This window comes from Azorhizobium oxalatiphilum, assembly GCF_014635325.1.
GTDB lineage: Bacteria > Pseudomonadota > Alphaproteobacteria > Rhizobiales > Xanthobacteraceae > Azorhizobium > Azorhizobium oxalatiphilum.
This window is the reverse complement of record NZ_BMCT01000011.1, coordinates 56829-79144: the sequence shown is the minus strand read 5'-3', so window position 1 is coordinate 79144 and position 22316 is coordinate 56829. Positions and strand designations below refer to the sequence as shown.

Below are 22316 nucleotides of genomic sequence, written 5' to 3'. Positions count from 1 at the left end.
TCCATATCCGAGAGCTGGCCAGAACGTGCCCCATTATGATCCGGGACAGGACGATTATGCGGGAGGACAAAACACTTCAACCGCGAATAGGATCAGGGCCGAACTCTATATTTTGATTTATTATAGGGTGACGCAGAAGGACGGACGGCTCACGCATGGCCCGCGCGGCCAATGTCGTCCGGCTGGCCGCTCATGCGCCCCGGCGAGGTGCCGAAATGGCGCAGGAAGGCGGTGCAGAAATTGCTCGCATGGGCATAGCCGGAGAAATGCGCCGCCTGCGCCACCGTCCAGCCCTCGCGCAGCAGCCCCTCCTTCGCCCGCTCCATGCGCACGTCGTGCAGGAAGGCGAACACCGACTGGCCATAGACCTCGCGGAACTTGGCCTTCAGCCCGGACACGCTGACCCCGCCCTCGCGCGCCAGCGATTGCAGGCTGTGGGGCGCGGCCGGTTCCGCCATGATGAGATCGCGCACCCGCGCCATCTGCGCACGATGGGAGGCACGCACCACGGCACGGGTGGCACGGCCGATATCGTCCGCGCAGCTGATGGCGATGGCCAGCAGCTCCAGCACGCTGCTTTCCATCAGCAGCCGCCCCACCACGCCCTCGGATGAGCGGCCGAACAGCTGCTCGGAGAGCGCATGCATGCGCGGATTGAAGCCCAGCGGGCGGATGTGGCTGCCGGCGACACAGCGCTCCACATGCTCGGCCAGACTGTCCTCGGCGATGGTGCCGGGGCGCAGCTGGATGAGGATGGACTTGCAGCTGTGGCCGTTGCGGTAGTGGCCCTGCGTCTCCACCTCGTCGGAGAAGGAGAAGAAGGCCGCCTCGCCCGGCCGCAGCACCATGCGCTCGCGCCCGTTGCCGGGATCGAACTCGGAGGAGAGGCCATCCAGCGTCAGCACGAGGCTGAGCGATTTCGGGAAGATCGCCTTGTGGGTGCTGTCGCTGAGCGCGATCATCTCGGCGGTGCTGAGGCGCGGTCCGGTGCTCAGCTCGCGGGTGGCGAGCTGGCCCCGGAACAACTGCCGCCCCGCCGCCGCGCCGTCATCCAGCGCATAGCGGTCGCAGAAGCGCATGGAGGCTTCCGAAAAGGCCTCCGCCGAGACGATGACGTCCTGTGCCGCCGCGGGATCGGGAGACGCACGCATGTCAGGCATCCGCAGCCCCCGCCGGCCGGGCGGCGGTGGGGGAGACGCCGAAGCGGCGGCGAAAGGCGGTGGTGAAATTGGCCGGGTGCCGATAGCCCACATGGAAGGCCGCCTGCGCCACGCTCCAGCCCTCCTCGCGCAGGCCGGTGCGCGCCCGCTCAAGGCGGTGCTCGCGCAGGAAATGGAACACCGGCTGGCCCAGCACGGCGGCGAACTTCACCTTGAAGCTGGAGGGGCTCATGCCCGCCATGCGCGCCAGATCGCCCAGCCGGTGGTCCGCATCCAGATGCGCCAGCAGATGATCGCGCACCGCCAGAAGCCGCGCCCGGTCGCGTGGATGGACGGGGCCGCTCTCCTCCGGCTCGTCCTCCAGCGCCAGCGCCAGCAGCTCCAGCGCGCAGCTTTCCACCCGCAGCCGGCCCACCACCCCGGCGGCGTCGGGCTGGAACAGCGCATGGGCCAGTTGGCCGGCACGGCGGGAAAAGGCGAGCGGCGCGCAGCGGGTGCGGGCGAGCCGGCGATGGAGCGCCTCGGCCAGCTCGGGATCGGCTGCATCGTCCTCATGCACCTGCAGCACGAGGCTGCGGGTGCGGTCCCCCGCCTTCAGCACCTCGGTGAGCGAGAGGCTGTCCGACACCGCCACCGCCATGGCCTCGCCGCAACCCACGGTGAGCGGCGCGCGGCCATCCACCAGATAGTGCTGCGCCATGCCGTCGAGCACGAGCATGATGTTGAGCGAGCGCGTGAACGTGCCGGTGCGGCGATTGCCGGACAAGGTGGTGAGGTCGCAGGCACAGAGCCGAAGGCCCGAGGACAATTGCCGCGTGGCCAGCAGCCCGCGCGCCAGCAGCGCATCGGTGGCCACATCGCCCACGGCGGGGCCGGCCTCGCTGACGCCGCAGGCATAGCCCCAGTCGCGTGCCACATCGGTCAGGCTGGAGGCCGCTATTGCCTGCCCGCTCATTGCCGCGCCGTCTCCGGCTGCCTGTCCGTACATCCTGCCCATATGCTGGCGCGTTGCTGGAAACCTGCCCTGAGGGTACCGCCTCCGCTGCCCCAAATCCATGCGGCGGCCGAACATTGGGAGTGTTCCAGACGGCGCCGGCGCCAGCCCGTCGCGCCGGCTCAGAACCGCACCTCCGCGCCCAGCCCCACCACGCGGCCGAGGCCCGGCGTCACTGCAAACACCGTGCTGGTATAGGCCGTGCCCGCCGTCTCGATATTGTCGTCGAACAGATTGCGCGCGAAGGCATAGACCTTCACCTGTTCGCCCTGCCAGCCCACGCGGGCATTCACGATGTTGTAGGGCGCGAGATAGAAGGTGTTGGCAAGGTCCGCCGCCCGTCCGCCCCAGGCGAACTGGTATTCCACATTGCTCACGAGCCGCCCCGGCAGGCCGAGGGAGGAGAGCGGCGTGCTGGTCTCGATGCCCGCCACGCCCTGCCAGTTGGGCACGTTCGGCAGGCTGTTGCCATCGGCCGCGCCGGAGGCATCGCCCGTCGCCACATCGAAGAAGGCGGCTTTGGTGTAGCCGATGCCGCCATAGACGCTCAGGCCCTCGTTGATGCGCAGCCGCGCATTGGCCTCGAAGCCGTAGGTGTAATAGTCGAGCGCCGTGATGGTGAAGGAATTCGCCAGCAGATCGAAGGCGTTGACGTGGCCGTCCTGCACATTGTTGTAGAAGATGGAGCCGTCCAGCCTCAGCCGCCCGTCCAGCAGCGCCGTGCGCCCGCCGATCTCATAGGTCCAGGCATAGGAGGCCGGATAGGAGGGAGCCGGCTGGCCGAACACCGAGAAGATGTTGAAATAGGGGAAGCCGGCGTTGGAATAGCCGCGCCGGATGGAGCCGTAGACGAGGCTGTCCGCATCCACCTTGTAGGAGAGCGAGAGACCGCCGGCCACATAAGGGTCGCTCACCTCGCCGCTCTCGGCGAAGGCGGGCACCGTGCCGGCGGCGCCGTTGGAGATGTAGAGCCCGTCGCGGGAGAGCGTGTCATAGCCCACGCGCACGCCCGGCGTCAGCGTCCAGCGCTCGTTCAGCGGAATGCCGATCTCGCCGAAGGCGGACGTGCTGTCGAGCGTCATCTGCGTGTTGTAGGTGCCGTTCTGGGTCGGGCCGAAGGAGGACACATTGGTGCCGCCCTGCTCGAAATCCGAATGGTAATAGCTGACGCCCGCCGTCCAGCGCACCGGCGCATCGGCCCTAGAGGAGAGCCGCACCTCGGCCGAATAGGCCGTCTCCTGGAATTTGTAGCGCGTGCAGTCGGTGCAGGCCGGGCCGGCAGTGCCGGTGAAGAAGGAGGGCGAAAGCCCCGTCACCTGCGCATAAATGAGCGCGTCCGTATTATCGGAATTCTGGTGCGAGGTGATGTCCTGCACGCTGAAGGTGGCCGTGAGGTCGAAATCATCGAATGCGTGCTTCACCTCCGCCGTGCCGATGGCCAGCCGGCGCGAGAAGCCCAGCGGCTGGTCCAGCATCACCGCCGGATAGTTCGCCCCGCCGCGCAGGATATAATTGAAGGTGTCGCTCTCGTTGTTCTCGTAGAAGCCGGAGACGGTGATCGTGGTGCGCTCCCCGGCGAACAGCCGCAATGAGCCGCGCGCGGCGGCGATCTGCTGGTCCGGCAGGGTCTGGCCGGTGAGGAGGTTCGTCACATCGCCCTTGCCGCCGGTGAAGCGGATGGCGCCGCGCCCGTTCAGCACGCCGGGAATGAGCGTGCCGCCGGCGATGACGTCGGTGAGGTAATTGCCATTGGTGCCGATCTCGCCGCGCACGCGCATGTCGCGCACGCCATCGGGCTGGGCGGTGACGATATTCACCGTGCCGCCCTCGCTGGAGCGGCCGAACAGCACGTTCTGCGGCCCGCGCAGCACCTCCACGCGCTCCACATCCAGCATCTGCTGCGAGCCGGAATAGAGCGAGAGCGGATTGCCGTTGAGCGCATAGCCGATGGTGGAATCGAACGGGTTCTGCGGGAAGCTCAGCGTGCCCACGCCACGGATGGCGCCGAAGGCGAACAGCGGGTTGCCCACATCCGTCACCGCATAGTTCGGCACCGCGCGGGAGATGTCCACGGCCGCATTGGTGGGCGCCTCCAGCTCCAGATCCTGCGCCCGCACCAGACCGACGCTCACCGGCACCGCGCTCAGCGGCTCGGCATCGCGGCGGGCCGTCACCTCCACCGCGTCGAGCGCGATCGTCTCCCCTGCCCCGGCAGCGGCGGATTGCGCGGCGGCGGACGTCACGCCGCCAAGGCCGGCGGCCAGCGTGAGAAGGAGCGCGAGACGGGGGTTGGGGAGCGAGGGCACGTGTGTCTCCGGCAGGCATGTGCGCGCGGCCCGGCCTCCCGACGCATCGGGAGGCGCAGCGAGCGGCGGCGCTGTCCTTCCGATGAGTAGAGAGGGATGCCGCCGGCAGCCAGTGCCGCCACCTTTGCCGGCGGATGAATCTCCTTTGCGGAACGACAATGGAATTGCTCTCATTTCAGGCCGGATGCACGCCGCCGTCGAGGCCGTTCCAGCGCGCGCGGCCGTGCGCATATGCATTTTGTCCTTTGGCAAAGGTGCCCGGCATGGCCGGGCGGGCGCCCATTGGCTAGCAAGGTCCAGAAGCTGAACGGGACGCTCCGCGCGGCCCAACGGACATCTCTTCTCCGATGAGCCTATGATCAGTCACCTGCGCTCGGCATGGGCCGCCCTCCTCCTCGCCATGCTGCTGCAGGCGGCCTCCGCTCTGCTCATGCTCGCCCCGCTCGCCGGCATGGGCGTGCTGGCGCGCGACATCCTGTCCGGCGCGCCTGACGCGGAGGCGGTGTGGCGCACCATCCTGCTCGCGTCCGCCGGGCTCGGCGGCGGGCTCGCCCTGCGCGGGCTGGCGGAGCTGGTCACGCATTTCGCCGACAACGCGCTGGCGCTGCGCCTGCGCCTCGCCGCAGCGGACCATATGGGCCGCGCGCCGCTCACCGCGCTGGCCCGCATGGGCTCGGGGCGCATCAAGCAGGCGGTGCTGGATGATGTGCTGGCCCTGCACCATCTCATCGCCCATGCGCTCATCGATCTGACCAATGCCGCCGTCACCGTGCTCGCCATCTACGGCTTCCTGTTCGTGCAGGATGCGGCTCTGGCGCTGGTTCTGGTGCTACCCCTGCCGCTGTTCCTGCTGCTCTATCGCCGGGTGCTGGCGGCCAGCAGCGCCGGGCGGATGGCGGCCTATGGCACCGCGCTGGGGCAAGTGAACCAGGCGGTGGTGGAATTCGTCGCCGGCATGTCCACGGTGAAGATGTTCGGCGGCGCCATGCGCTCCCATCGCGCCTATCGGGAGGCCATCGCCGGCTTCGAAGCCTTCTTCACCGCATGGGTGCGCCCGCTGCTGCGGCCGGAGAGCGTCGCCAGTCTCATCATCGCGCCCGTCACGCTGCTCACGCTCACCGCCTGCGCCGGCACGCTTCTGGTGAGCATGGGCGCAATGGATGCGCTCACGCTGGTGTCCTTCGCCTTGTTCGCGCCCGCGCTTGCCGCGCCCGTCGGCCGGCTGGTGACGGGCGCGCAATCGCTCCAGACCGCGCGCGGCGCAATGGCGCGGCTCGATGCGCTCTTCGCCCTGCCGCAGGAGACCCCGCCCGAAGCCCCCGAGCTGCCTGTGGGCGGCGCGGTGCGGCTGGAGAATGTGCACTTCTCGCATAACGGCAGGGATCCCGTGCTCGACGGCATCGATCTCGCGCTGGCGCCGGGCACGCTGACGGCGGTGGTGGGCCCCTCGGGCGCGGGCAAATCCACCCTCGCCCGGCTGCTGCTGCGCTTCCACGGGCCGTATGAGGGCCGCATCACCATCGGCGGTGCGGATCTCCGGCACATTCCGGCGGACGCGCTCTACCGGCACATGGGCTTCGTGTTCCAGGACACGCACCTGCTGCGCGCGAGCGTGCGCGAGAACATCACCCTCGGCCGCCCCGACGCCACGCCCGCCGAGATCGAAGCGGCGGCGCGCGCCGCCACCATCCACGCGCGCATCATGGCGCTGCCGCGCGGCTATGACGCCATCTGCGGCGAGGAAGCGCGCTTTTCCGGCGGCGAGGCCCAGCGCATCGCCATCGCCCGCGCGCTGCTGCACGCGCCGGACGCCTTCGTGCTCGACGAGCCCACCGCCCATGCGGATGGCGCCGCGCAGGCCGAGATCCGGCGCGCCTTCGCCGCGCTCCTCAGGCGCTCCGCCGGACGCACCATCCTGCTCATCGCCCACGATCTCGATCTGGCGGCGGGCGCAGACCAGATCGTGTTTCTGGACCGGGGCCGGATCATCGAACGCGGCACCCACGCATCGCTGCTGGCGCAAGGCGGCGCCTATGCGCGGCTCTGGCAGATGCAGCACGGCGCGCCGGAGACCGCATCATGATCCTCGCCCGTCTGTCGCGCCTCATGGCGGCGCAGGATGCCCGCCGCATCCCCGCCTTCCTCACCGCCGCCGCCGTGGCCGGCGTGCTGCAAGGGCTGGCGCTGGCGCTGGTGGTGCCGGTGCTGGACGCGCTGCTCACAGGCGCGCACACGCGGGCCATCCTGTGGTGCGCGGCCATGCTGGCGGCGACGCTGGCCAGCTGGGCGGCGAGCCATGCGGCGGCGCTCGCCGGCTTCGAGCTGGCGCTGGCGGTGCTGCGCAACGTGCGCCGGCAGATCGGCGATCATCTCGCCGCGCTCCCTCTGGGCTGGTTCACCCCGCTCCACACGGCGCGGCTTTCCGTGACCATCAGCCAGGGCGTGATGCAGCTCCTGGCCCTGCCCGCGCATCAGCTGCTGCCGCTGGTGCGGGCGGCGGTGGTGCCACCGGTTCTGGTGCTCGCCATCGCGCTCTTCGACATCCGCCTCGCGCTGGCGGCGGCCGCCACCTTTCCGCTGCTGGCGCTGGTCTATTGGTGGGGCGGCCGGCTCGGGCAGGCGGCCGACCGCGCCGTGCACCATGCGGCGGAAGAGGCCGGCCAGCGGGTGATGGAATATGCGCAGGCCCAGAGCGTGCTGCGCGCCTTCGGCGTGACGCAACGGGGCCATGCGGCACTGAAGGATGCGCTCACCGATCTCGCCCACGCCAGCCGCCGGCAGATCTGGATGGTGCTGCCGCCGCTGGTGGCCAATTCCTGGCTGGTGCAGCTGGGGTTCCTGGGCCTCATGGCGCTTACCGCGCTCATGGTGCTCGGTGGCTCAGCGGGTGATGCGCCGGTGCTCATCGCGCTTCTGGTGCTGGTCAACCGGGTGCTGGAGCCGCTGGGGGATGTGGCGGCGGCGAGCGCCGGCATCCGCATGGCCTCGGGCGAACTCGCCCATGTGGAAGGCATCCTCGCCGAGCCGCCCTTGCCCGCACCGTCGCGGCCCGCCGCCTTGCCCGCGCGGCACGACATCCGTTTCGAGGCCGTGCGCTTCGCCTATGCGCCGGGCACGCCGGTTCTGGACGATCTCGACGTCACCCTGGCCGAGAACACCACCACGGCGCTGGTTGGCGCCTCGGGGGCGGGCAAGTCCACGGTGCTGCATCTTCTGGCGCGCTTCTGCGATGTCTCGGCGGGGGCGGTACGCATCGGCGGCACCGATGTGCGCGATCTCGATCCCGCCGCGCTGGCGGGGCTGATCGCGCCGGTGTTCCAGACCACCCATCTGTTCTCGGGCACCATCCGCGACAATGTGCTGATGGCGCGGCCCGAGGCCGATGCGGCGGCGCTGGCGCATGTGGCGCGCCTCGCGCGGCTCGACGAGATGCTGGCGCGCCTGCCCGGCGGCTGGGCGTGCGAGGTGGGGGAAGGCGGGCATGGCCTTTCGGGCGGCGAGCGCCAGCGGGTGTGCATCGCCCGCGCGCTGCTGAAGGATGCCCCCATCCTGCTGCTCGACGAGCCCACCAGCGCGCTGGATGCGGAGAACCGGCAGGCCCTCACCCGCCTGCTGGCCACGCTACGCGGCCGCAGGACGATCGTGGTGGTGGCGCACCAGTTCGAATGGATGTCGGCCGCCGACCGGGTTCTGGTGCTGGAGGGTGGCCGTCTGGTGGAAGACGGCGCGCCTGCGGCGCTGCTGGCCCGCGGGGGTCGTTACGCAGCGCTTCATCGCGCGGCACATGGCGGCTGAAGCGGCACACCGCGGCAACCGCTCACGGCAAGCGGAAGCCCGCCCGGCGCTGGATGTCGAATGTCATGAAACCGGATCGGGAAGTGGTGGAGCCGAGGGGAATCGAACCCCTGACCTCTGCAGTGCGATTGCAGCGCTCTCCCATCTGAGCTACGGCCCCGATCCATGGGAGGCGCCATTTACGGGGTGCCCTGCCCCCCTGTCAAGCGACCCCCAAGGGGGATTTTTCCGCCATACACAGCTCGTCATCCGCGCACGCCCGGGCGCCCCGCCGCAACCGGCGGGAGCGCGTGCCATACCAGGGGCTCATACGAAATCCGTGGAGCGGGTGAGGTCTTCCCACGCGGTGATCTCCGCCTGCACCGTCTCTAGCTTGTCGCGCACCAGCCCCAAGGCGTCGGTGCCCAGCAGCAGGCGCAGCGGCGGATCTTCCGAAGCGACCAGCTTGAGCAAAGCGGCTGCCGCCTTGTCGGGATCGCCCGCCTGCTTTCCGTCCTTGGCCTGACGGGCGGCGCGGATGGGATCGAACACCGCGTCATAATCGGGAATCGCGCGCGGCGTGCGCACCATGGAGCGGCCGGCCCAATCGGTGCGGAAGGAGCCCGGCGCCAGCGCCGTGACCTTCACGTTGAAGGCTGCCACCTCCTTCGCCAACGCCTCCGAAATGCCTTCCAGCGCGAACTTGCTGCCGCAATAGGCGGTGATGCCGGGCATGGTGATGAAGCCGCCCATGGAGGTCACGTTGACGATGTGGCCGGCCCGGCGCTGGCGCATGCCGGGCAGCACCGCCTTCATCATCGCCACGGCGCCGAAGACATTCACGTCGAACTGCCGGCGCAACGCGTCGAGGGAGGTTTCCTCCAGCGTGCCCTCATGGCCGTAGCCGGCATTGTTGACCAATACGTCGATGTGCCCCAGTTCCGCTTCCACGCCCGCCACGGCGGGGCCGATGGCGTCGAAGTCCGTCACGTCCAGTTGCAGCGCCTGCCCGCCGGTGTCGGCCTCGAAGGCGGCGGCGGCATCGGCGCTGCGCACAGTCCCCACCACATGATGCCCGGCGGCCAGTGCCGCGCGGGAAAACGCCCGGCCGAAACCGGAACTCACGCCGGTGATGAGAAAGTTCCTGCTGTCCATCCGTGTCCCTTTCCTGCATCCGCCGGGGCCGACGGCGATGGAGCGAGACATAGGCATGGCGGACTGATCGAACTATCGGCTAGAATTGGAATGAACTCATTGGATATTGAGGCATAATGCGCGGCCACGAATATGCGGACCTGAAGGCCTTCGCCACCGTGGCTGAGGCCGGCAGCTTCGCCCGCGCCGCCGAGCGGCTGCGGATCTCGCCCTCCACCCTCAGCCAGACCATCCGCACGCTGGAGGAGCGGCTCGGCGTGCGCTTGCTCAACCGCACCACGCGCAGCGTCTCGCTGACCGAGGCGGGGAGCCGCCTGCTTACCCGCTTCCAGCCGGCCATGGCGGAGATGCAGGCGGCGGTGGACGAGGCCCGCGCCCTGCGCGATGCGCCCTCCGGCACCGTGCGCCTGCATGTGCCCCGGCTGGCGGCGACGGTGCTGGTGGAGCCCATGCTCGGCGCCTTCAACGCGGCCTATCCGGACATCGTGCTGGAGCTGGCCATCTCGGATGCGGTGGAGGACATCGTGGCCGGCGGCTTCGATGTGGGCATCACGCTGGGCGAACTGCTGGAGAAGGACATGGTGGCGGTGGCGCTGGGCGGCGAACTGCGCCAGCTGGCCGTGGCCTCACCCGCCTATCTCGCGCGGCATGGCCGGCCGGAAACGCCGGCCGACCTGCATGCCCATGCCTGCATCAACTGGCGCAAGCCGGGCAGCGGCAAGATCTACAATTGGGAGTTCTTTCACGACGGACGCTGGATCACGGTCGCACCCGAGGGCCCGCTCATCGTCTCCCATCGTGAGATGGCGCTGGAGGCGGCGGCGCAGGGCGTGGGCATCGCCTTCGCCTACTGGTCGGCGCGCTGGATGCAGCCGCTGCTGGAGGCCGGCCGGCTGGAGACGGTTCTGGAGGCCTTCTGCCCGCCCTTCCCCGGCTGGCACCTCTATTATCCGCGCCAGCGCTATGCCCTGCCCGCCGTGCGCGCGCTCATCGACTTTTTGCGGGCCAATGCGAAGCCGGGGTGAGCCCGGCTCCGCCCGATCTCAGTTCAGCCCGGCGATGGCGCGGGAAAAGTCCTTCGCGGAGAAGGCCTGAAGGTCGTCCGCACCCTCGCCCACGCCGATCATGTGCACCGGGATGCGGTGCTTTTCGGAGATGGCGACAAGGATGCCGCCCCGCGCAGTGCCGTCGAGCTTGGTCATCACGAGGCCCGTCACGCCCGCCATGCGGGTGAACACCTCCACCTGCGTCAGCGCGTTCTGGCCCACGGTGGCGTCGAGCACGAGCAGCACCGCATGCGGCGCGGAGGGCTCCAGCTTCTTGATGACGCGCACCACCTTCTGCAGCTCGTCCATCAGCTCGGCGCGATTCTGAAGCCGGCCAGCGGTGTCGATCATCAGCACGTCGGAGCCGTTGGCGCGGGCTTCCGTGATGGCGTCATGGGCGACACCGGCGGCATCCGCCCCCTGCTCGCGCGCCACCACATGGGCGCCGGTGCGCGCGCCCCACACCTTGAGCTGCTCGATGGCGGCGGCGCGGAAGGTGTCGCCGGCGGCGAGCGTCAGCTTGAGCCCCTCGGCTTTCCATTGCTGGGCGAGCTTGCCGATGGTCGTGGTCTTGCCGGAGCCGTTCACGCCCACCATCAGCACCACGAAGGGCTTCTGGCTGCGATCCACCACGAGGGGCTTGGCCACGGGGACGAGGATCTTCTCCACCTCGGCGGCGATGAGGTTTTTCACCTCGTCCGGCTCGATCATCTTGTCGTGCCGGCCCTTGCCCACGGCCTCGACGATGCGAGCGGCGGGCACCGTGCCGAGATCGGCGCGGATCAGCACGTCCTCCAGTTCCTCCAGCGTCTCCGCATCCAGCTTGCGCTTGGTGACGAGGTCGGTGATGCCCTGCGTCAGCGAGGTGGCGGTGCGGGCGAGGCCGCTGGTGAGGCGGCGCCAGAAGCCGGTCTTTTCGGGAGGATTCGTTTCGCTCATGCAGCCACCAGACGCGCGCCGTCATGCCCGGCGATGCGCAGATCGATCACGGCGCCCGGCTGCGCCGGCCGGCGCAAACGCACCGGCGTGAAATGGGGGGTGCGGCCGATGCCGCCGCGTTCCACCAGCACCGGCCGCCACGTTCCCACCTGCTGGGAGAGATGACGGCGCAGCGCCGCCTCCCCCGCCTCGCGCAGGCGCTGGGCGCGCGCGGAGACCAGCGGGCCGGGCAGCTGCGGCATGCGCGCGGCGGGCGTGCCGGCACGGGCGGAATAGGGGAAGACGTGCAGGAAGGTGAGGCCGCAATCCTCGACAATGGCGCGCGAGTTGCGGGCCATGGCCTCGGTCTCGGTGGGAAAGCCCGCGATCAGATCCGCGCCCAGCACGAGATCGGGCCGCAGGCGGCGCATCTCGCCGGTGAGCGCGATGGCTTGCGCACGGGAATGGCGGCGTTTCATGCGCTTCAGGATCATGTCGTCGCCGGATTGCAGCGAGAGATGCAGATGCGGCATCAGCCGCTCCTCTTCCGCCAGCGCGCGCAGCAGGTCGGCATCCGCCTCCACGCTGTCGATGGAGGAGAGGCGCAGGCGCCGGAGTTCGGGCACCTGCTTCAGGATGGTGCGCACGAGGCGGCCCAGCGTGGGCGCGCCCGGCAGGTCGCCGCCATAGGAGGTGAGGTCCACGCCGGTGAGCACCACTTCGCTCTGCCCGGCTTCCACCAGCGCGCGGATGTGGCTGATCACCTCGCCCATGGGCACGGAGCGGGAATTGCCCCGGCCATAGGGAATGATGCAGAAGGTGCAGCGGTGGTCGCAGCCGTTCTGCACCTGCACGAAGGCGCGGGTGCGCCCGTCCATGCCGTCCACCATGTGGAGCGCGGTCTCGCGCACGGCGAAGATGTCGTCCACGACGATCTTCTCTTCCGCGCTTATGCCGAAATCGAAGGCGGCGCGCGCTTTCGCCCATGTCTCGGGCGCGCCCTTGGCGCCGTTGCCCACCACGCGGTCCACTTCCGCCATGGCGGCGAAGGTGGCGGGTTCCGTCTGGGCGGCGCAGCCGGTGACGATGACCTTCAGGCCCGGATCGGCGCGCTTCAGGCGGCGGATGTTCTGCCGCGCCTGCCGCACCGCCTCGGCGGTGACGGCGCAGGAGTTCACGATCACCGTGCGGGTGAGGCCGGCGTCGGTAGCGGCGCGGCGGATCTGCTCGCTCTCAAGCGTGTTGAGCCGGCAGCCGAAGGTGATGACCTCGACCCCCGCCTGCGCACCGCCCGCCGCGCCCGCAAAGCCCTCCCCCCTTGCGGGGGAGGGTTGGGAGGGGGGTAACGCGGCTGCGTCTGTCGTACCCGCAGACTGGGCTGATCGTGCTTCAGCGGAGAGGGCATTACCCCCCTCCCCAGCCCTCCCCCGCAGGGGGGGAGGGGGCGCGTCGCGGCGCGTCGCCGCCTCGCCCAAGCCTACTCCACCCAAGCCCGCCAGCCCGCCCATGGCTCAGGCGGCCTCGGTGAGCATGTCGGGGGTGAGGGTGCCGGAGAACTCCAGCGCCACCGGGCCGGTCATCAGCACATGGTCGTCGCTCTCGCGCCAGTCGATCTTCAGATCGCCGCCCGGCAGGGTCACGCGCACGACGCGGCCCGTCCGGCCGGTGCGGGCCGCCGCCACGGCGGTGGCGCAGGCGGCGGTGCCGCAGGCGCGGGTCCGGCCGGCGCCGCGCTCCCATACATGCAGCAGGATGTGATCGGGGCTGAGCACCTGCGCGAACGAGATGTTGGCCCGCTCGGGAAACAGCGGATGGCGCTCCAGCGTGGCGCCGAGCTGGTCCACGTCCACCTCGGCCACATCAGGCACGAAGAAGATGGCGTGCGGATTGCCCACGGAGACGAAGCTGGCGGGGCCGAGGGCGGCAAAGCCCTCGATCTGATAGGCGCTGGTGTCGGCCACCGGGCGGGCGAGCGGGATCTCCTCCCAGCCGAGGTGCGGCGCGCCCATGTCCACGGTCACGCGGCCGTCCGGCTGCATCACGCAGTCCAGCGGGCCGGCGCCGCTCTCGAACAGGATGTGGCGTTCACCCGTGCGGCCGGCCTCATAGGCGGCGATGCAGCGGGTGCCGTTGCCACAGGCCCCGGCCTCGGAGCCATCGGAATTGAGAATCCGCACGAAAGCGGCGCTGCCCTCGGCGCGCGGCGGATAGAGCACCATGGCCTGATCGAAGGGCAGCACGCCGGGCCGCGCCAGCGCGCGCGCCGCCGCCGCCGGCACCTCCTCGGGGTCGGTGCGCAGGTCGAGCACGAGAATCTCGTTGCCGAGACCGTTCATCTTCACGAAGGGGCGTTGGGCCAGCATGGTCGGATCGCGCACCAATGACATCAGTGCGCCCTTATATGGCGGGAGGGTGGGCCGATGCCACCCCCGGCAGCGCCCTCTCCCCTCCGGCAGGGGCGCACAACTGCCGTTCGGGAAGAGCGGGACAGCCACGAAACGGCCCTGCTCACCCCCTTGGACGCGGCGCGGGACGTGGTAGAGGGATGAGCGGCGGGTCGGCTGACAGGAGAGCGAAGATGCGCGCAGACGAGGCCATTGAAGCGCGGCTTAAGGTTCGGCGGCAGCTCTGGCCGGCACGGGCGCGCACGGCGGCAACCGCCTTGTGCCTCCTTGCCATGGCCCTGCCGGCCGGCGCGCAGACGCCGCCCCCGGCGAGCCCGCCCGCACAGGCTCCGGCGCCCACCGACAGCCAGCCCGCGCCCCCGCCGCCGGCCGCCGTAGCTCCCGCTCCGGCGCAGGTGCCCGCTCCCCCCAAGCCCGCAGAGGGCAGCACACAGGCCCCCGCCCCCGGCGGTCAGGCCGGTCCGGTCTCGCCTTTGCCGCCCACCGCCTCGCCCGCGCCCGACAGCCATGGCCAGACCGTGTTCGGCGGCGAGGGCGCGGTGCTCTCGCCGGTGCCGGTGATGACCAAGGGCGGCCAGTCGAGCTGGGACGAAGGCTATGATTCCATCGTCGCGGCGCTGAACGCCATTGCCGGCGAGATGAAGCGCCTCGGACTCAGCGAGGCCGGCCAGCCCATGGTGGTCTATACCCAGAGCGACGATGCCGGCTTCGAGTTCGAGGCCCAGATCCCCTTCTCGGGCGCCACCACCGCCAAGCCCGGCGAGGGCGTGAAGCTGGGCGCCTCGTTCAACGGCAAGGCCCTGCGCTTCCAGCACAAGGGCTCGTTCTCCGACATGGACGATACCTACGAGCAGATCGCCAATTTCCTCGACGCCCGCAACATCATCGCGCTCGACAATCTCTATATCGAGCAATACCGCACGGACCCCCGCACCACCGCCCCGGATCAGCTTGTGGTTGATATCCTGGTGCCGGTGCGCTGAGGGGGCGCTTTTCACGAGCGCGCGAATCTCATTCACTAGCCATACTGCTTTCGGGCGGAATGGGTCCTTTCCGATGCGCGGAGGTTCCGATGCCTCGGCTTTTCACGGCCATCGAAATTCCTGAAGAGGTGGGGGATACCCTCGCCCTGCTGCGCGGCGGCATTTCGGGCGCGCGCTGGATCGACCCTGAATTCTACCATGTGACCCTGCGTTTCATGGGCGACGTGGACGATGCCCTCGCCCGCGACATCGCCCAGATGCTGGGGCAGGTGCGCCGCCGGGCGTTCGACATGGTGCTGGACGGGCTCGACCAGTTCGGCGGCCACAAGCCGCGCGCGGTGATCGCCAGCGTGAAGGCCAATCCGGCCCTGCTGGAGCTTCAGGCGGAGCAGGAGCGCATCATGCAGCGGCTCGGCCTCGCCCCGGAGCGGGCCTATCGCCCGCACGTGACGCTGGCCCGGCTGCGCGATGCCTCCACCCGGCAGGTGGCGGACTATCTGGCCATGCGCGGCCTTTACCGCTCCATGCCGTTCCACGTGCCGCGCTTCGTGCTCTATTCCTCACGCGACAGCGTGGGCGGCGGCCCCTATGTGGTGGAAGCGGCCTATCCGCTGAGCTGAGACGGACCTTCCCCGCCCCCCTCACCTTCCCTTGGGAAGCGGCTTTCGCGGGTGAAGAAAGCCGTCTAATCAGGATCGGCAGGCCGCCCGGCCCGCCCGCCCCTCAGCCTGAAGCGAAAGCGCGCGCACGCCCCGCCGCGCCAGAGAGCCCCCGTGACCGTCCTCGCCGCCACCGAAGACCGCCTCTCGCGTCACCCGGCCTTCCTGGCCTTCTGGCTGTCGCGCGTGCTCACCTCGCTGGGCTTCCAGATGGCCTCGGTGGTGATCGGCTGGATGGTCTATGAAAAGACCGGCAGCGCCTATGATCTCGGCCTCGTCGGCCTGTTCCAGTTCCTGCCCATGGTGCTGCTCACCTTCGTGGTGGGCACGGTGGCCGACCGCGTGGACCGGCGCCGCATCGTCATCGTCTGCCAGGCGGTGGAGGGGCTCACGCTCGCCGGCCTCGCGCTCGGCGCCATCACCGATACGCTGAGCGTCACCGCCATCTTCGTGGCCGTGGCGGTGCTGGGCGGCGCGCGCGCCTTCGAGCATCCCACCCTCTCGGCTTTGCTGCCGGGCCTCGTGCCGGAGAACATCCTGCACAAGGCCATCGCCATGTCCTCCTCGGCCATGCAGACGGCCACCATCATCGGCCCCTCGCTGGGCGGCCTGCTCTATGCGCTCGGCGCGCCGGTGCCGCTGGGCCTTGCCGCCGTCTTCTTCCTTGCCGCCGCCACCGCCATGGCGCTGGTGCAGCTGGAGCGGCCCGCCCCCCAGCGCGAGCCGGTGACGCTGGCCTCGGTCTTCTCCGGCATCGGCTTCGTCTGGTCGCGGCCGCTGCTGCTGGGCGTGCTGTCGCTGGACATGTTCGCGGTGCTGCTGGGCGGGGTGACGGCGCTGCTGCCCATCTTCGCCGCCGATGTGCTCAATGCCGGGCCGTGGGCGCTCGGCCTGCTGCGCTCGGCCCCGGCGGTGGGCGCCATCGCCATGGCCTTCGCCCTGTCCCGCTTCCCGCTCAACCACCGCGTGGGCCTGAAGATGTTCGCGGCCGTCATCGTGTTCGGCCTCGCCACCATCGCCTTTTCCGCCTCCGGCCATCTGTGGCTGTCGCTGATCGCGCTGGTGGTGCTGGGGGCGGCGGACAATGTGAGCGTGGTCATCCGCCACTCGCTGGTGCAGCTCGCCACGCCCGACGAGATGCGCGGGCGGGTTAATGCGCTGAATTCGCTGTTCATCGGCACCTCCAACCAGTTGGGCGAATTCGAGAGCGGCATGACCGCCGGCCTGTTCGGCGCGGTGGCGGCGGGCATTCTCGGCGGGGTGGGCACGGTAGCGGTCGCCCTCCTCTGGATGCGGATCTTCCCCGCACTGCGGGAGGCGGACACGCTGGCCGGAGAGCGCAGGAAGCTCGGCTCACAATAATGTGCCCCGGAGCACGTCCGGCTTCCATGGCTCGGACATCCGGGCCGCAAGACGTTGTCAGTCAAGCCTGGGAAGGCGGCTTCACGGACGTGATTGCTTCTGTCCGAACCGATCATGCCCCAGCGGAATGCGAGAAATTGCTGCACTGCAAGATTGACGCAAGCTAGCTCAGGTTGGTTGCGCGCTACCACCACCACACGTTAGGTGCGAGATGCGCATTACGATCAAAACCACCCTTGTCTCTCTGTTCTGCCTGATGAGCCTCATCGTGGCCGCCTTGTGCGCAGTCTCGCTGAAGAGCAGCTTGTGGGCATTCACAGCGGCTCGGGAGGCAGCGACGCTCTCCCAGATCGACCGCAATCTCTATCAGGGCCTCGCCTATTTCCGCTCCGAGCGGGGCGAAGCCGGCGTGTCTCTGGCGCTGGGGTCCGATCGCAACCAGCGCAACATCGCCAACATGAATGCCTTTCGGGCGAAGATGAACGAGGGCACCGACGCCACGCTCAAAGCCCTCGACGCCGACAGCCTCTCCGATCCCCGCGCCGGCGCCCTGCTGCGCGACCTGCGCAGCCAGTATGAGAGCATGAAGACCGTGCGCCAGCAGGTGGACGCGCAGCTCGCGCTGCCGCTGGCCAGCCGCGACCCCGCCCCCGGCCAGCGCATGGTCACGGAAGGCGCGCGCCTGCTGACCACGCTGGAGCAGCTCTCCAACGCCGTCGAGGCCGACATCCGCACCCTCGACCCTTCGCTCTCGCAGCTGATCCTCGCCCGCTCCATGGGCTGGGCGACGCGCACCTATGTGGGCATCGGCACGCTGCTCATCAACGCCGCCGTGTCGCAGGACCGGCCGCTGACCGCCGCGGAAGCCCGCTCGCTGCTCGCCAACGACGCCCGCGCCGACGTGGCCTGGGCCGCCGTCACCGAGATCGCCACCGCTGCCAACGCCCCGGCCATCCTGCGCGATGCGGCGCAGAAGGCGGAGGACTTCTACTTCAAGGGCTCGTTCAAGCAGCTGCGCGACGCCATCGTCGCCAAGGTGACAGCCGGCGAGAAGAGCGGCGTGAGCGTGCCGCAGTGGCGCGAGCCCATCGAAGTGGCGCTGTTCAACTTCAACGAGGTGTCCGGCGCCGCCGTGGAGAGCCTGGAAACCGCCGCCAACCACAACGAAGCCGGCGCCCGCAACACCGCCATCGTCTATGCCGTCGTGCTGCTGTTCTCCATCGCCGCCGCCGTGTTCGGCCTGGTGGTGGTGATCCACCGCGTGGTCCGCCCCATGACCCGCCTCACCGGCGTGATGCAGGACGTGGCCGGCGGCGACCTCGCCGTGGAGGTGCCCGACACCGCGCGCCAGGACGAGATCGGCGCCATGGCCAAGACGCTGCTGGTGTTCAAGGACAGCCTCGCCCGCAACGCCCAGATGGAGCGGGATGCGCAGGAGGCGCGTGTGGTGGCCGAGGCCCAGCGCCGCCAGTCCATGCACGCGCTCGCAGACCAGTTCGAGGCCGCCGTGGGCAGCATCGTCGGCGGCGTGTCGGAGGCCTCCGGCACCCTCTACGAGACCGCCCGGCAGATGTCGGATGCGGCCGAGAAGACCTCCAGCCAGTCCACCGCCGTGGCCGCCGCCGCCGAGCAGGCATCCACCAACGTGGTGATGGTGGCTTCCTCGGCGGAGGAGCTGGGCGCCTCGGTGGACGAGATCTCCCGTCAGGTGTCGCAGTCCTCGCAGCTCTCGGCCAGCGCGGTGGCGGAAGCCAGCCGCACCGGCGAGGTGATGCGCGACCTCTCGCAGGCCGCCTCCCGCATCGGCGACGTTGTCCAGCTGATCAACACCATCGCCTCGCAGACCAACCTGCTGGCGCTGAACGCCACCATCGAGGCGGCCCGCGCGGGTGATGCCGGCAAGGGCTTCGCGGTGGTCGCCTCCGAGGTGAAGGAACTGGCCACCCAGACCGGCAAGGCGACGGAAGAGATCGCCTCGCAGATCGGCGCCATCCAGTCCACCACGCAGGAAGCGGTGAAGGTGATCGAGGGCGTGAGCCAGCAGATCCGCCAGATGAGCGATGTGGCCACCGGCATCTCGGCGGCCGTAGAGGAGCAGGGCATCGCGACCCGCGAGATCGTGCGCAACGTGGATCAGGCGGCCTCGGGCACCAGCACCGTGACCACCCACATCTCCGACGTGGCCCGCACGGCACACGAGACCGGCACCTCCGCCGGGCAGGTGCTGGACGCCTCCTCCACCCTCACCGATCAGGCGCGGCGCCTGGAAGAAGAGATGCGCCGTTTCCTCGACACGGTGCGCGCCGCCTGACCGGCACGCGCCCCAACGCAAAACGCCCCCGAAGCGGACGCTCCGGGGGCGTTTTTGCGTGCGGTGCTGCCGGCGTGCGGTGCTGCCCGCGTGGGGCTCAGGTCGGCTTGGGCGTGGACTTCGGCTTGTCTCCGGGGATCGGCTTCCAGTCCACGGTCCCCGTATAGCCTGCGGACACGCTATCGAGCTGGGTTTCGGTCAGCGCCTCCGGCGCCGCCGGGGTCTGCGTCCCGGCCGCAGCCTGCGCCTCGGCGGACTTCGGTGCCGGTTCCTGATCCCTGCTCATCACTGTCTCCCTGATCTCATTGCCGGACCACGGTAGCGCAAGCGGCGCGCGCCCGCCAGAGCGCGGGCGAACGGCCAAAAAACGAGCGAAATCAGGAGAATGGTGTCCCCGGGGTGACTCGAACACCCGGCCTACGGTTTAGGAAACCGCCGCTCTTTTAGGCCCCTTTGTCCACATACCAAAAATTACCAGTCCGTTATGTGGGACGAGAAGACGCTGTGCACAGGCGCGAGAAGGCGCGCTATCCATTCAGCGCTGAAGCCTTCTCGCGCCTGTGTGCAGGGGCGGATGGATATTTCATGCGCGCTCGAAGAGCTTGGCATCTCAAAAAACGGGGCAAGGCAGCAACGTGCATGCACAGGGCCCGACGATGGTTGGGGCGTCGGCCGCCGCATGATCGGCAATATAATACCCCAAGCACCCTTGCCGTCGGCACGAGGATCTGCGGTCCCATTCCGAGACCAAATCGCGCAAAATTTTGCAAGAGCCCCACCAAAACAGAGCCCAAAGCCGTCCTCGGATGGATTACGATTTGGGGGTCGGAAGGGTCAGGTTGCGTGCGCGGGCGCCTAGTTCCCACAAATCGCTTCTCATTCGCCTCGCCCGACACGCTCTCCGCAGCCGTGACAGCCCAACTTGATCCGAGGAGCCGCAATTTCGACTTTCGGTCGGCTTGATCCATTTACAGGTATCTGATTAAGGGGTTTGCGGGGCTGCCGGTTGCCCCGCACTGTCCTGTCAGCTGGCGGCGGGATACCCTCTGACCGGGTATTTGCGATCTCGAATGGCCAGCAGGAAGTCGCGCCAAGTGGTGCTTGGGCTGCCTGCCAGGCTTTCGTCCGACTGACGCGTAATGACCTGCGCCCTGAAGAGTGATCCTCCGCAAACACGGGCGGTTCAGCGGGCCACTCAATCAGAAGCCGCTCCCGTCAAACCTCGCTAGACACGGCCGCGACAGAGGCGGAGGGAAGACTGAACTCAAACAGAGCCCCTCCCAACGGTCCATTCTGTGCGTGTAGAGTTCCTCCGAAAGACTCCACGATTGTCCTGCAGATCTGCAACCCCATCCCGACGCCATTTGGCTTTGTCGTAAAGAATGGCTTGAACAGCTTCTCGATCTCGCCATCTGGAAAGCCCGGTCCCCGGTCTTCGACCGATACCGTCACTTCGCTCTCCGAGGCGAAAACCGCCACGGTCACAAGCCGTTCGCCCTCCTGCTCCCGCATGGCGTCCATCGCGTTCGTCAGCAGATTGACCAACACCTGCTGCAATTCGATCGGATCCGCACGAACAAGGCACGGCGCCTCGGCCAACCGCAGCTCCACAGTCGCGTTGGCATTGCGCGCCTCGCGCCGCAGTAGGTTGCGCGCTTCCATCGCAATATGGGACACATCTACGATCTGCACCGTGCGGCGCCCGCTGGCGATGGAGTCACGTGTTCGTTGCACAATACCGGCGATACGATCGGCAGTCCGTGCCAAGCGCTCGAGAATACGTACGGCAGCAGCCACGTCGGGAGCATCGCGCCGAAGCCAGCGAAGGCCTGTCTGGGCATCCATCACAATGGAAGAGATCGGTTGGTTCAGTTCGTGGGCAATCGAGGCGGAGAAAGCTCCCACGGTCGCGACACGGTTAGCACGTGCCAACTCCTCTTGAGCCGCCAATCGCATTTCCTCGATGTGCTCCTGATGGGTCAGATCGATATGGCTGGAAAGCTGGCGGCCATCTGACAGGTTGCTCACCATGTACAGGATTGGGATCCTTCTGCCCTCCCTTCCAACCAGTGTCGTACGCCCCTCAATGTGCGCCCACTTGTAGAAGGCCATCTCCAGTTGGTGAATCAATACGAGACGCCCCTCCTCGGCATTCTGCTCGGGGGGCATGGCCGCCAAGGCCTCGACCGTGTCGTAACCCAGCAGGCGCGCGAGGGCGCGATTGACACGAACCGTTCTGATCGAGCGCACACAGCGATCCAGCAAAACGGGGTGACTGGACATATAGGTGCGAAAATCGGTGACACCCTGCTCGTGCAAGTTGCGTAACAACACCAGCGCCTCGCCGAGGTCCTGCTCGGCGAAGGTGAGATTGCTCAGATCAAAAATGCTCTCGAAACGAGACTCGGTCTTTAGCAATTCGGCTGTGCGCTCAGCGACGCGCTGCTCCAGCGTTTCATTCAGTTCCTTGATCTGAAGCTGTGCGAGTACCACCTCGTGGACATCGGACGTGCCACCATAGTAGCGAATGATTTCACCCGTTTCAGGCGCACGAACGGGCCGTGCTACCAACGAGACCCAGCGATAGTTGCCATCAGCATGCTTGAGCCGATAGACGGCCTTCAGGTCGTCTTTCTCCGCAAAAGCTCCTTTTACCCTCTCCAGAAACCAATCCCGATCATCCGGGTGAAAATCTAGAATCCAGTCCTGATTGGCAATCGTCTCTCTGGAGTCTCGCCCTATAATTTCCGTATACCGCTTATTATAGAAATCAACATACGCATCCCGCGTCGACCTCCAAAGAATATGCGGCACTGAATTCGTAAAATTCTCTAACTCAAATTTACTTTCTTCCAACTCATAGCGAACGCGTTGTAACTTCTTTTTGCTCAAGATGAGAGCACCTGTCAGGGCAATCGTTATCAAAGAAAATAGAAGACGCAGAACGCTGCTCCACAGGAGGGCGGCTCCATGGGAGATCAGCCAGGACAGGATTGTCAGCGCAACACAGCCGGCGACCATCTGGAACATCCGCCGTTCACTAGCGCCGCCAGCTGCTATTACGAGCACCAGCACGTATAGGATGGACATCGTCACATCCGGCTGTGCAAACAAATCGAGTAGGAACACGCCAGCCGCCAGAACGACGGCGATGTGCACGGCGTTAAGCGGTACACTAGAGAATTTCATCCGCTTCGACCTGCGCCGCTGTTCAGCCTACGGGAAATTATCACAGGACTGCCG

At 68.1% G+C, this 22316-nt stretch carries 16 protein-coding genes and 1 tRNA gene; 7 read left to right on the top strand and 10 right to left on the bottom strand.

The window, feature by feature from the left end; all coding sequences use genetic code 11:
* Nucleotides 1-149: 149 nt before the first annotated feature.
* The 3 genes from IEW24_RS26115 to IEW24_RS26105 all read right to left on the bottom strand — a co-directional run bounded on the left by IEW24_RS26115 (nt 150) and on the right by IEW24_RS26105 (nt 4460).
* The gene (locus IEW24_RS26115; protein WP_188583849.1) at nt 150-1151 is read right to left on the bottom strand and encodes a helix-turn-helix transcriptional regulator; all 1002 of its coding nucleotides are present in this window, start codon (nt 1149-1151) and stop codon (nt 150-152) included.
* A gap of 1 nt (nt 1152) precedes the next feature.
* On the bottom strand, nt 1153-2115 hold the full coding sequence (locus IEW24_RS26110) for a helix-turn-helix transcriptional regulator (protein WP_188583848.1): 963 nt from the start codon (nt 2113-2115) through the stop codon (nt 1153-1155).
* 161 nt (nt 2116-2276) lie between these two features.
* Complete coding sequence (locus IEW24_RS26105) at nt 2277-4460, bottom strand: TonB-dependent receptor (protein WP_188583847.1); 2184 nt, start codon at nt 4458-4460, stop codon at nt 2277-2279.
* A gap of 355 nt (nt 4461-4815) precedes the next feature.
* Between IEW24_RS26105 and IEW24_RS26100 the strand changes: the two genes are divergently transcribed.
* On the top strand, nt 4816-6543 hold the full coding sequence (locus IEW24_RS26100; protein WP_188583846.1) for an ABC transporter ATP-binding protein: 1728 nt from the start codon (nt 4816-4818) through the stop codon (nt 6541-6543).
* A complete protein-coding gene (locus IEW24_RS26095) occupies nt 6540-8255 on the top strand; it encodes an ABC transporter ATP-binding protein (RefSeq protein ID WP_188583845.1) in 1716 nt (571 codons plus the stop codon). The genes IEW24_RS26100 and IEW24_RS26095 overlap by 4 nt, the downstream gene beginning before the upstream one ends.
* Nucleotides 8256-8339: 84 nt before the next feature.
* On the opposite strand, the gene IEW24_RS26090 is transcribed toward IEW24_RS26095, so the two are convergent.
* Together IEW24_RS26090 and IEW24_RS26085 are read right to left on the bottom strand one after the other, a co-directional pair.
* Nucleotides 8340-8415 (bottom strand) — tRNA-Ala (locus IEW24_RS26090).
* A 146-nt stretch (nt 8416-8561) separates the two neighbouring features.
* Complete coding sequence (locus IEW24_RS26085; RefSeq protein WP_188583844.1) at nt 8562-9389, bottom strand: oxidoreductase; 828 nt, start codon at nt 9387-9389, stop codon at nt 8562-8564.
* A gap of 116 nt (nt 9390-9505) precedes the next feature.
* Between IEW24_RS26085 and IEW24_RS26080 the strand changes: the two genes are divergently transcribed.
* Nucleotides 9506-10414, top strand: a complete 909-nt coding sequence (locus tag IEW24_RS26080) for a LysR family transcriptional regulator (RefSeq protein ID WP_188583843.1) — start codon at nt 9506-9508, stop codon at nt 10412-10414.
* Between the two features lie 18 nt (nt 10415-10432).
* On the opposite strand, the gene ftsY is transcribed toward IEW24_RS26080, so the two are convergent.
* The 3 genes from ftsY to dapF all read right to left on the bottom strand — a co-directional run bounded on the left by ftsY (nt 10433) and on the right by dapF (nt 13740).
* A complete protein-coding gene (gene ftsY, locus IEW24_RS26075) occupies nt 10433-11374 on the bottom strand; it encodes a signal recognition particle-docking protein FtsY (RefSeq protein ID WP_188583842.1) in 942 nt (313 codons plus the stop codon).
* Complete coding sequence (gene mtaB, locus IEW24_RS26070; protein WP_244644691.1) at nt 11371-12618, bottom strand: tRNA (N(6)-L-threonylcarbamoyladenosine(37)-C(2))-methylthiotransferase MtaB; 1248 nt, start codon at nt 12616-12618, stop codon at nt 11371-11373. The genes ftsY and mtaB overlap by 4 nt, the downstream gene beginning before the upstream one ends.
* Before the next feature lie 246 nt (nt 12619-12864).
* Nucleotides 12865-13740, bottom strand: coding sequence for a diaminopimelate epimerase (dapF, locus tag IEW24_RS26065; protein ID WP_244644684.1), 876 nt, complete (start codon nt 13738-13740; stop codon nt 12865-12867).
* 191 nt (nt 13741-13931) lie between these two features.
* On the opposite strand from dapF, the gene IEW24_RS26060 reads away from it, so the two are divergent.
* The 4 genes from IEW24_RS26060 to IEW24_RS26045 all read left to right on the top strand — a co-directional run bounded on the left by IEW24_RS26060 (nt 13932) and on the right by IEW24_RS26045 (nt 19073).
* Complete coding sequence (locus IEW24_RS26060; RefSeq protein WP_188583840.1) at nt 13932-14741, top strand: GyrI-like domain-containing protein; 810 nt, start codon at nt 13932-13934, stop codon at nt 14739-14741.
* Between the two features lie 89 nt (nt 14742-14830).
* Nucleotides 14831-15361, top strand: coding sequence for an RNA 2',3'-cyclic phosphodiesterase (gene thpR / locus IEW24_RS26055; RefSeq protein ID WP_188583839.1), 531 nt, complete (start codon nt 14831-14833; stop codon nt 15359-15361).
* Between the two features lie 153 nt (nt 15362-15514).
* A complete protein-coding gene (locus IEW24_RS26050; protein ID WP_188583838.1) occupies nt 15515-16762 on the top strand; it encodes an MFS transporter in 1248 nt (415 codons plus the stop codon).
* Nucleotides 16763-16973: 211 nt separating this feature from the next.
* Complete coding sequence (locus IEW24_RS26045; protein WP_188583837.1) at nt 16974-19073, top strand: methyl-accepting chemotaxis protein; 2100 nt, start codon at nt 16974-16976, stop codon at nt 19071-19073.
* A 97-nt stretch (nt 19074-19170) separates the two neighbouring features.
* On the opposite strand, the gene IEW24_RS26040 is transcribed toward IEW24_RS26045, so the two are convergent.
* Both IEW24_RS26040 and IEW24_RS26035 read right to left on the bottom strand, forming a co-directional pair.
* The gene (locus IEW24_RS26040) at nt 19171-19359 is read right to left on the bottom strand and encodes a hypothetical protein (RefSeq protein ID WP_188583836.1); all 189 of its coding nucleotides are present in this window, start codon (nt 19357-19359) and stop codon (nt 19171-19173) included.
* A 929-nt stretch (nt 19360-20288) separates the two neighbouring features.
* Nucleotides 20289-22262 carry a PAS domain-containing sensor histidine kinase gene (locus IEW24_RS26035; protein WP_188583835.1) on the bottom strand — a complete coding sequence of 658 codons (1974 nt, stop codon included), beginning with the start codon at nt 22260-22262 and terminating at the stop codon, nt 20289-20291.
* Between the last annotated feature and the right edge of the window lie 54 nt (nt 22263-22316).

What these genes read in the sequence shown, in the direction of transcription:
- ftsY (WP_188583842.1), bottom strand. Translation starts at nt 11,374, where the DNA reads ATGAGCGAAACGAATCCTCCCGAAAAGACCGGCTTCTGGCGCCGCCTC.
- IEW24_RS26085 (WP_188583844.1), bottom strand. Translation starts at nt 9,389, where the DNA reads ATGGACAGCAGGAACTTTCTCATCACCGGCGTGAGTTCCGGTTTCGGC.
- IEW24_RS26100 (WP_188583846.1), top strand. Translation starts at nt 4,816, where the DNA reads ATGATCAGTCACCTGCGCTCGGCATGGGCCGCCCTCCTCCTCGCCATG.
- IEW24_RS26040 (WP_188583836.1), bottom strand. Translation starts at nt 19,359, where the DNA reads ATGAGCAGGGATCAGGAACCGGCACCGAAGTCCGCCGAGGCGCAGGCT.
- IEW24_RS26060 (WP_188583840.1), top strand. Translation starts at nt 13,932, where the DNA reads ATGCGCGCAGACGAGGCCATTGAAGCGCGGCTTAAGGTTCGGCGGCAG.
- IEW24_RS26035 (WP_188583835.1), bottom strand. Translation starts at nt 22,262, where the DNA reads ATGAAATTCTCTAGTGTACCGCTTAACGCCGTGCACATCGCCGTCGTT.
- thpR (WP_188583839.1), top strand. Translation starts at nt 14,831, where the DNA reads ATGCCTCGGCTTTTCACGGCCATCGAAATTCCTGAAGAGGTGGGGGAT.
- IEW24_RS26110 (WP_188583848.1), bottom strand. Translation starts at nt 2,115, where the DNA reads ATGAGCGGGCAGGCAATAGCGGCCTCCAGCCTGACCGATGTGGCACGC.
- IEW24_RS26080 (WP_188583843.1), top strand. Translation starts at nt 9,506, where the DNA reads ATGCGCGGCCACGAATATGCGGACCTGAAGGCCTTCGCCACCGTGGCT.
- IEW24_RS26095 (WP_188583845.1), top strand. Translation starts at nt 6,540, where the DNA reads ATGATCCTCGCCCGTCTGTCGCGCCTCATGGCGGCGCAGGATGCCCGC.
- IEW24_RS26045 (WP_188583837.1), top strand. Translation starts at nt 16,974, where the DNA reads ATGCGCATTACGATCAAAACCACCCTTGTCTCTCTGTTCTGCCTGATG.
- IEW24_RS26115 (WP_188583849.1), bottom strand. Translation starts at nt 1,151, where the DNA reads ATGCGTGCGTCTCCCGATCCCGCGGCGGCACAGGACGTCATCGTCTCG.
- dapF (WP_244644684.1), bottom strand. Translation starts at nt 13,740, where the DNA reads ATGTCATTGGTGCGCGATCCGACCATGCTGGCCCAACGCCCCTTCGTG.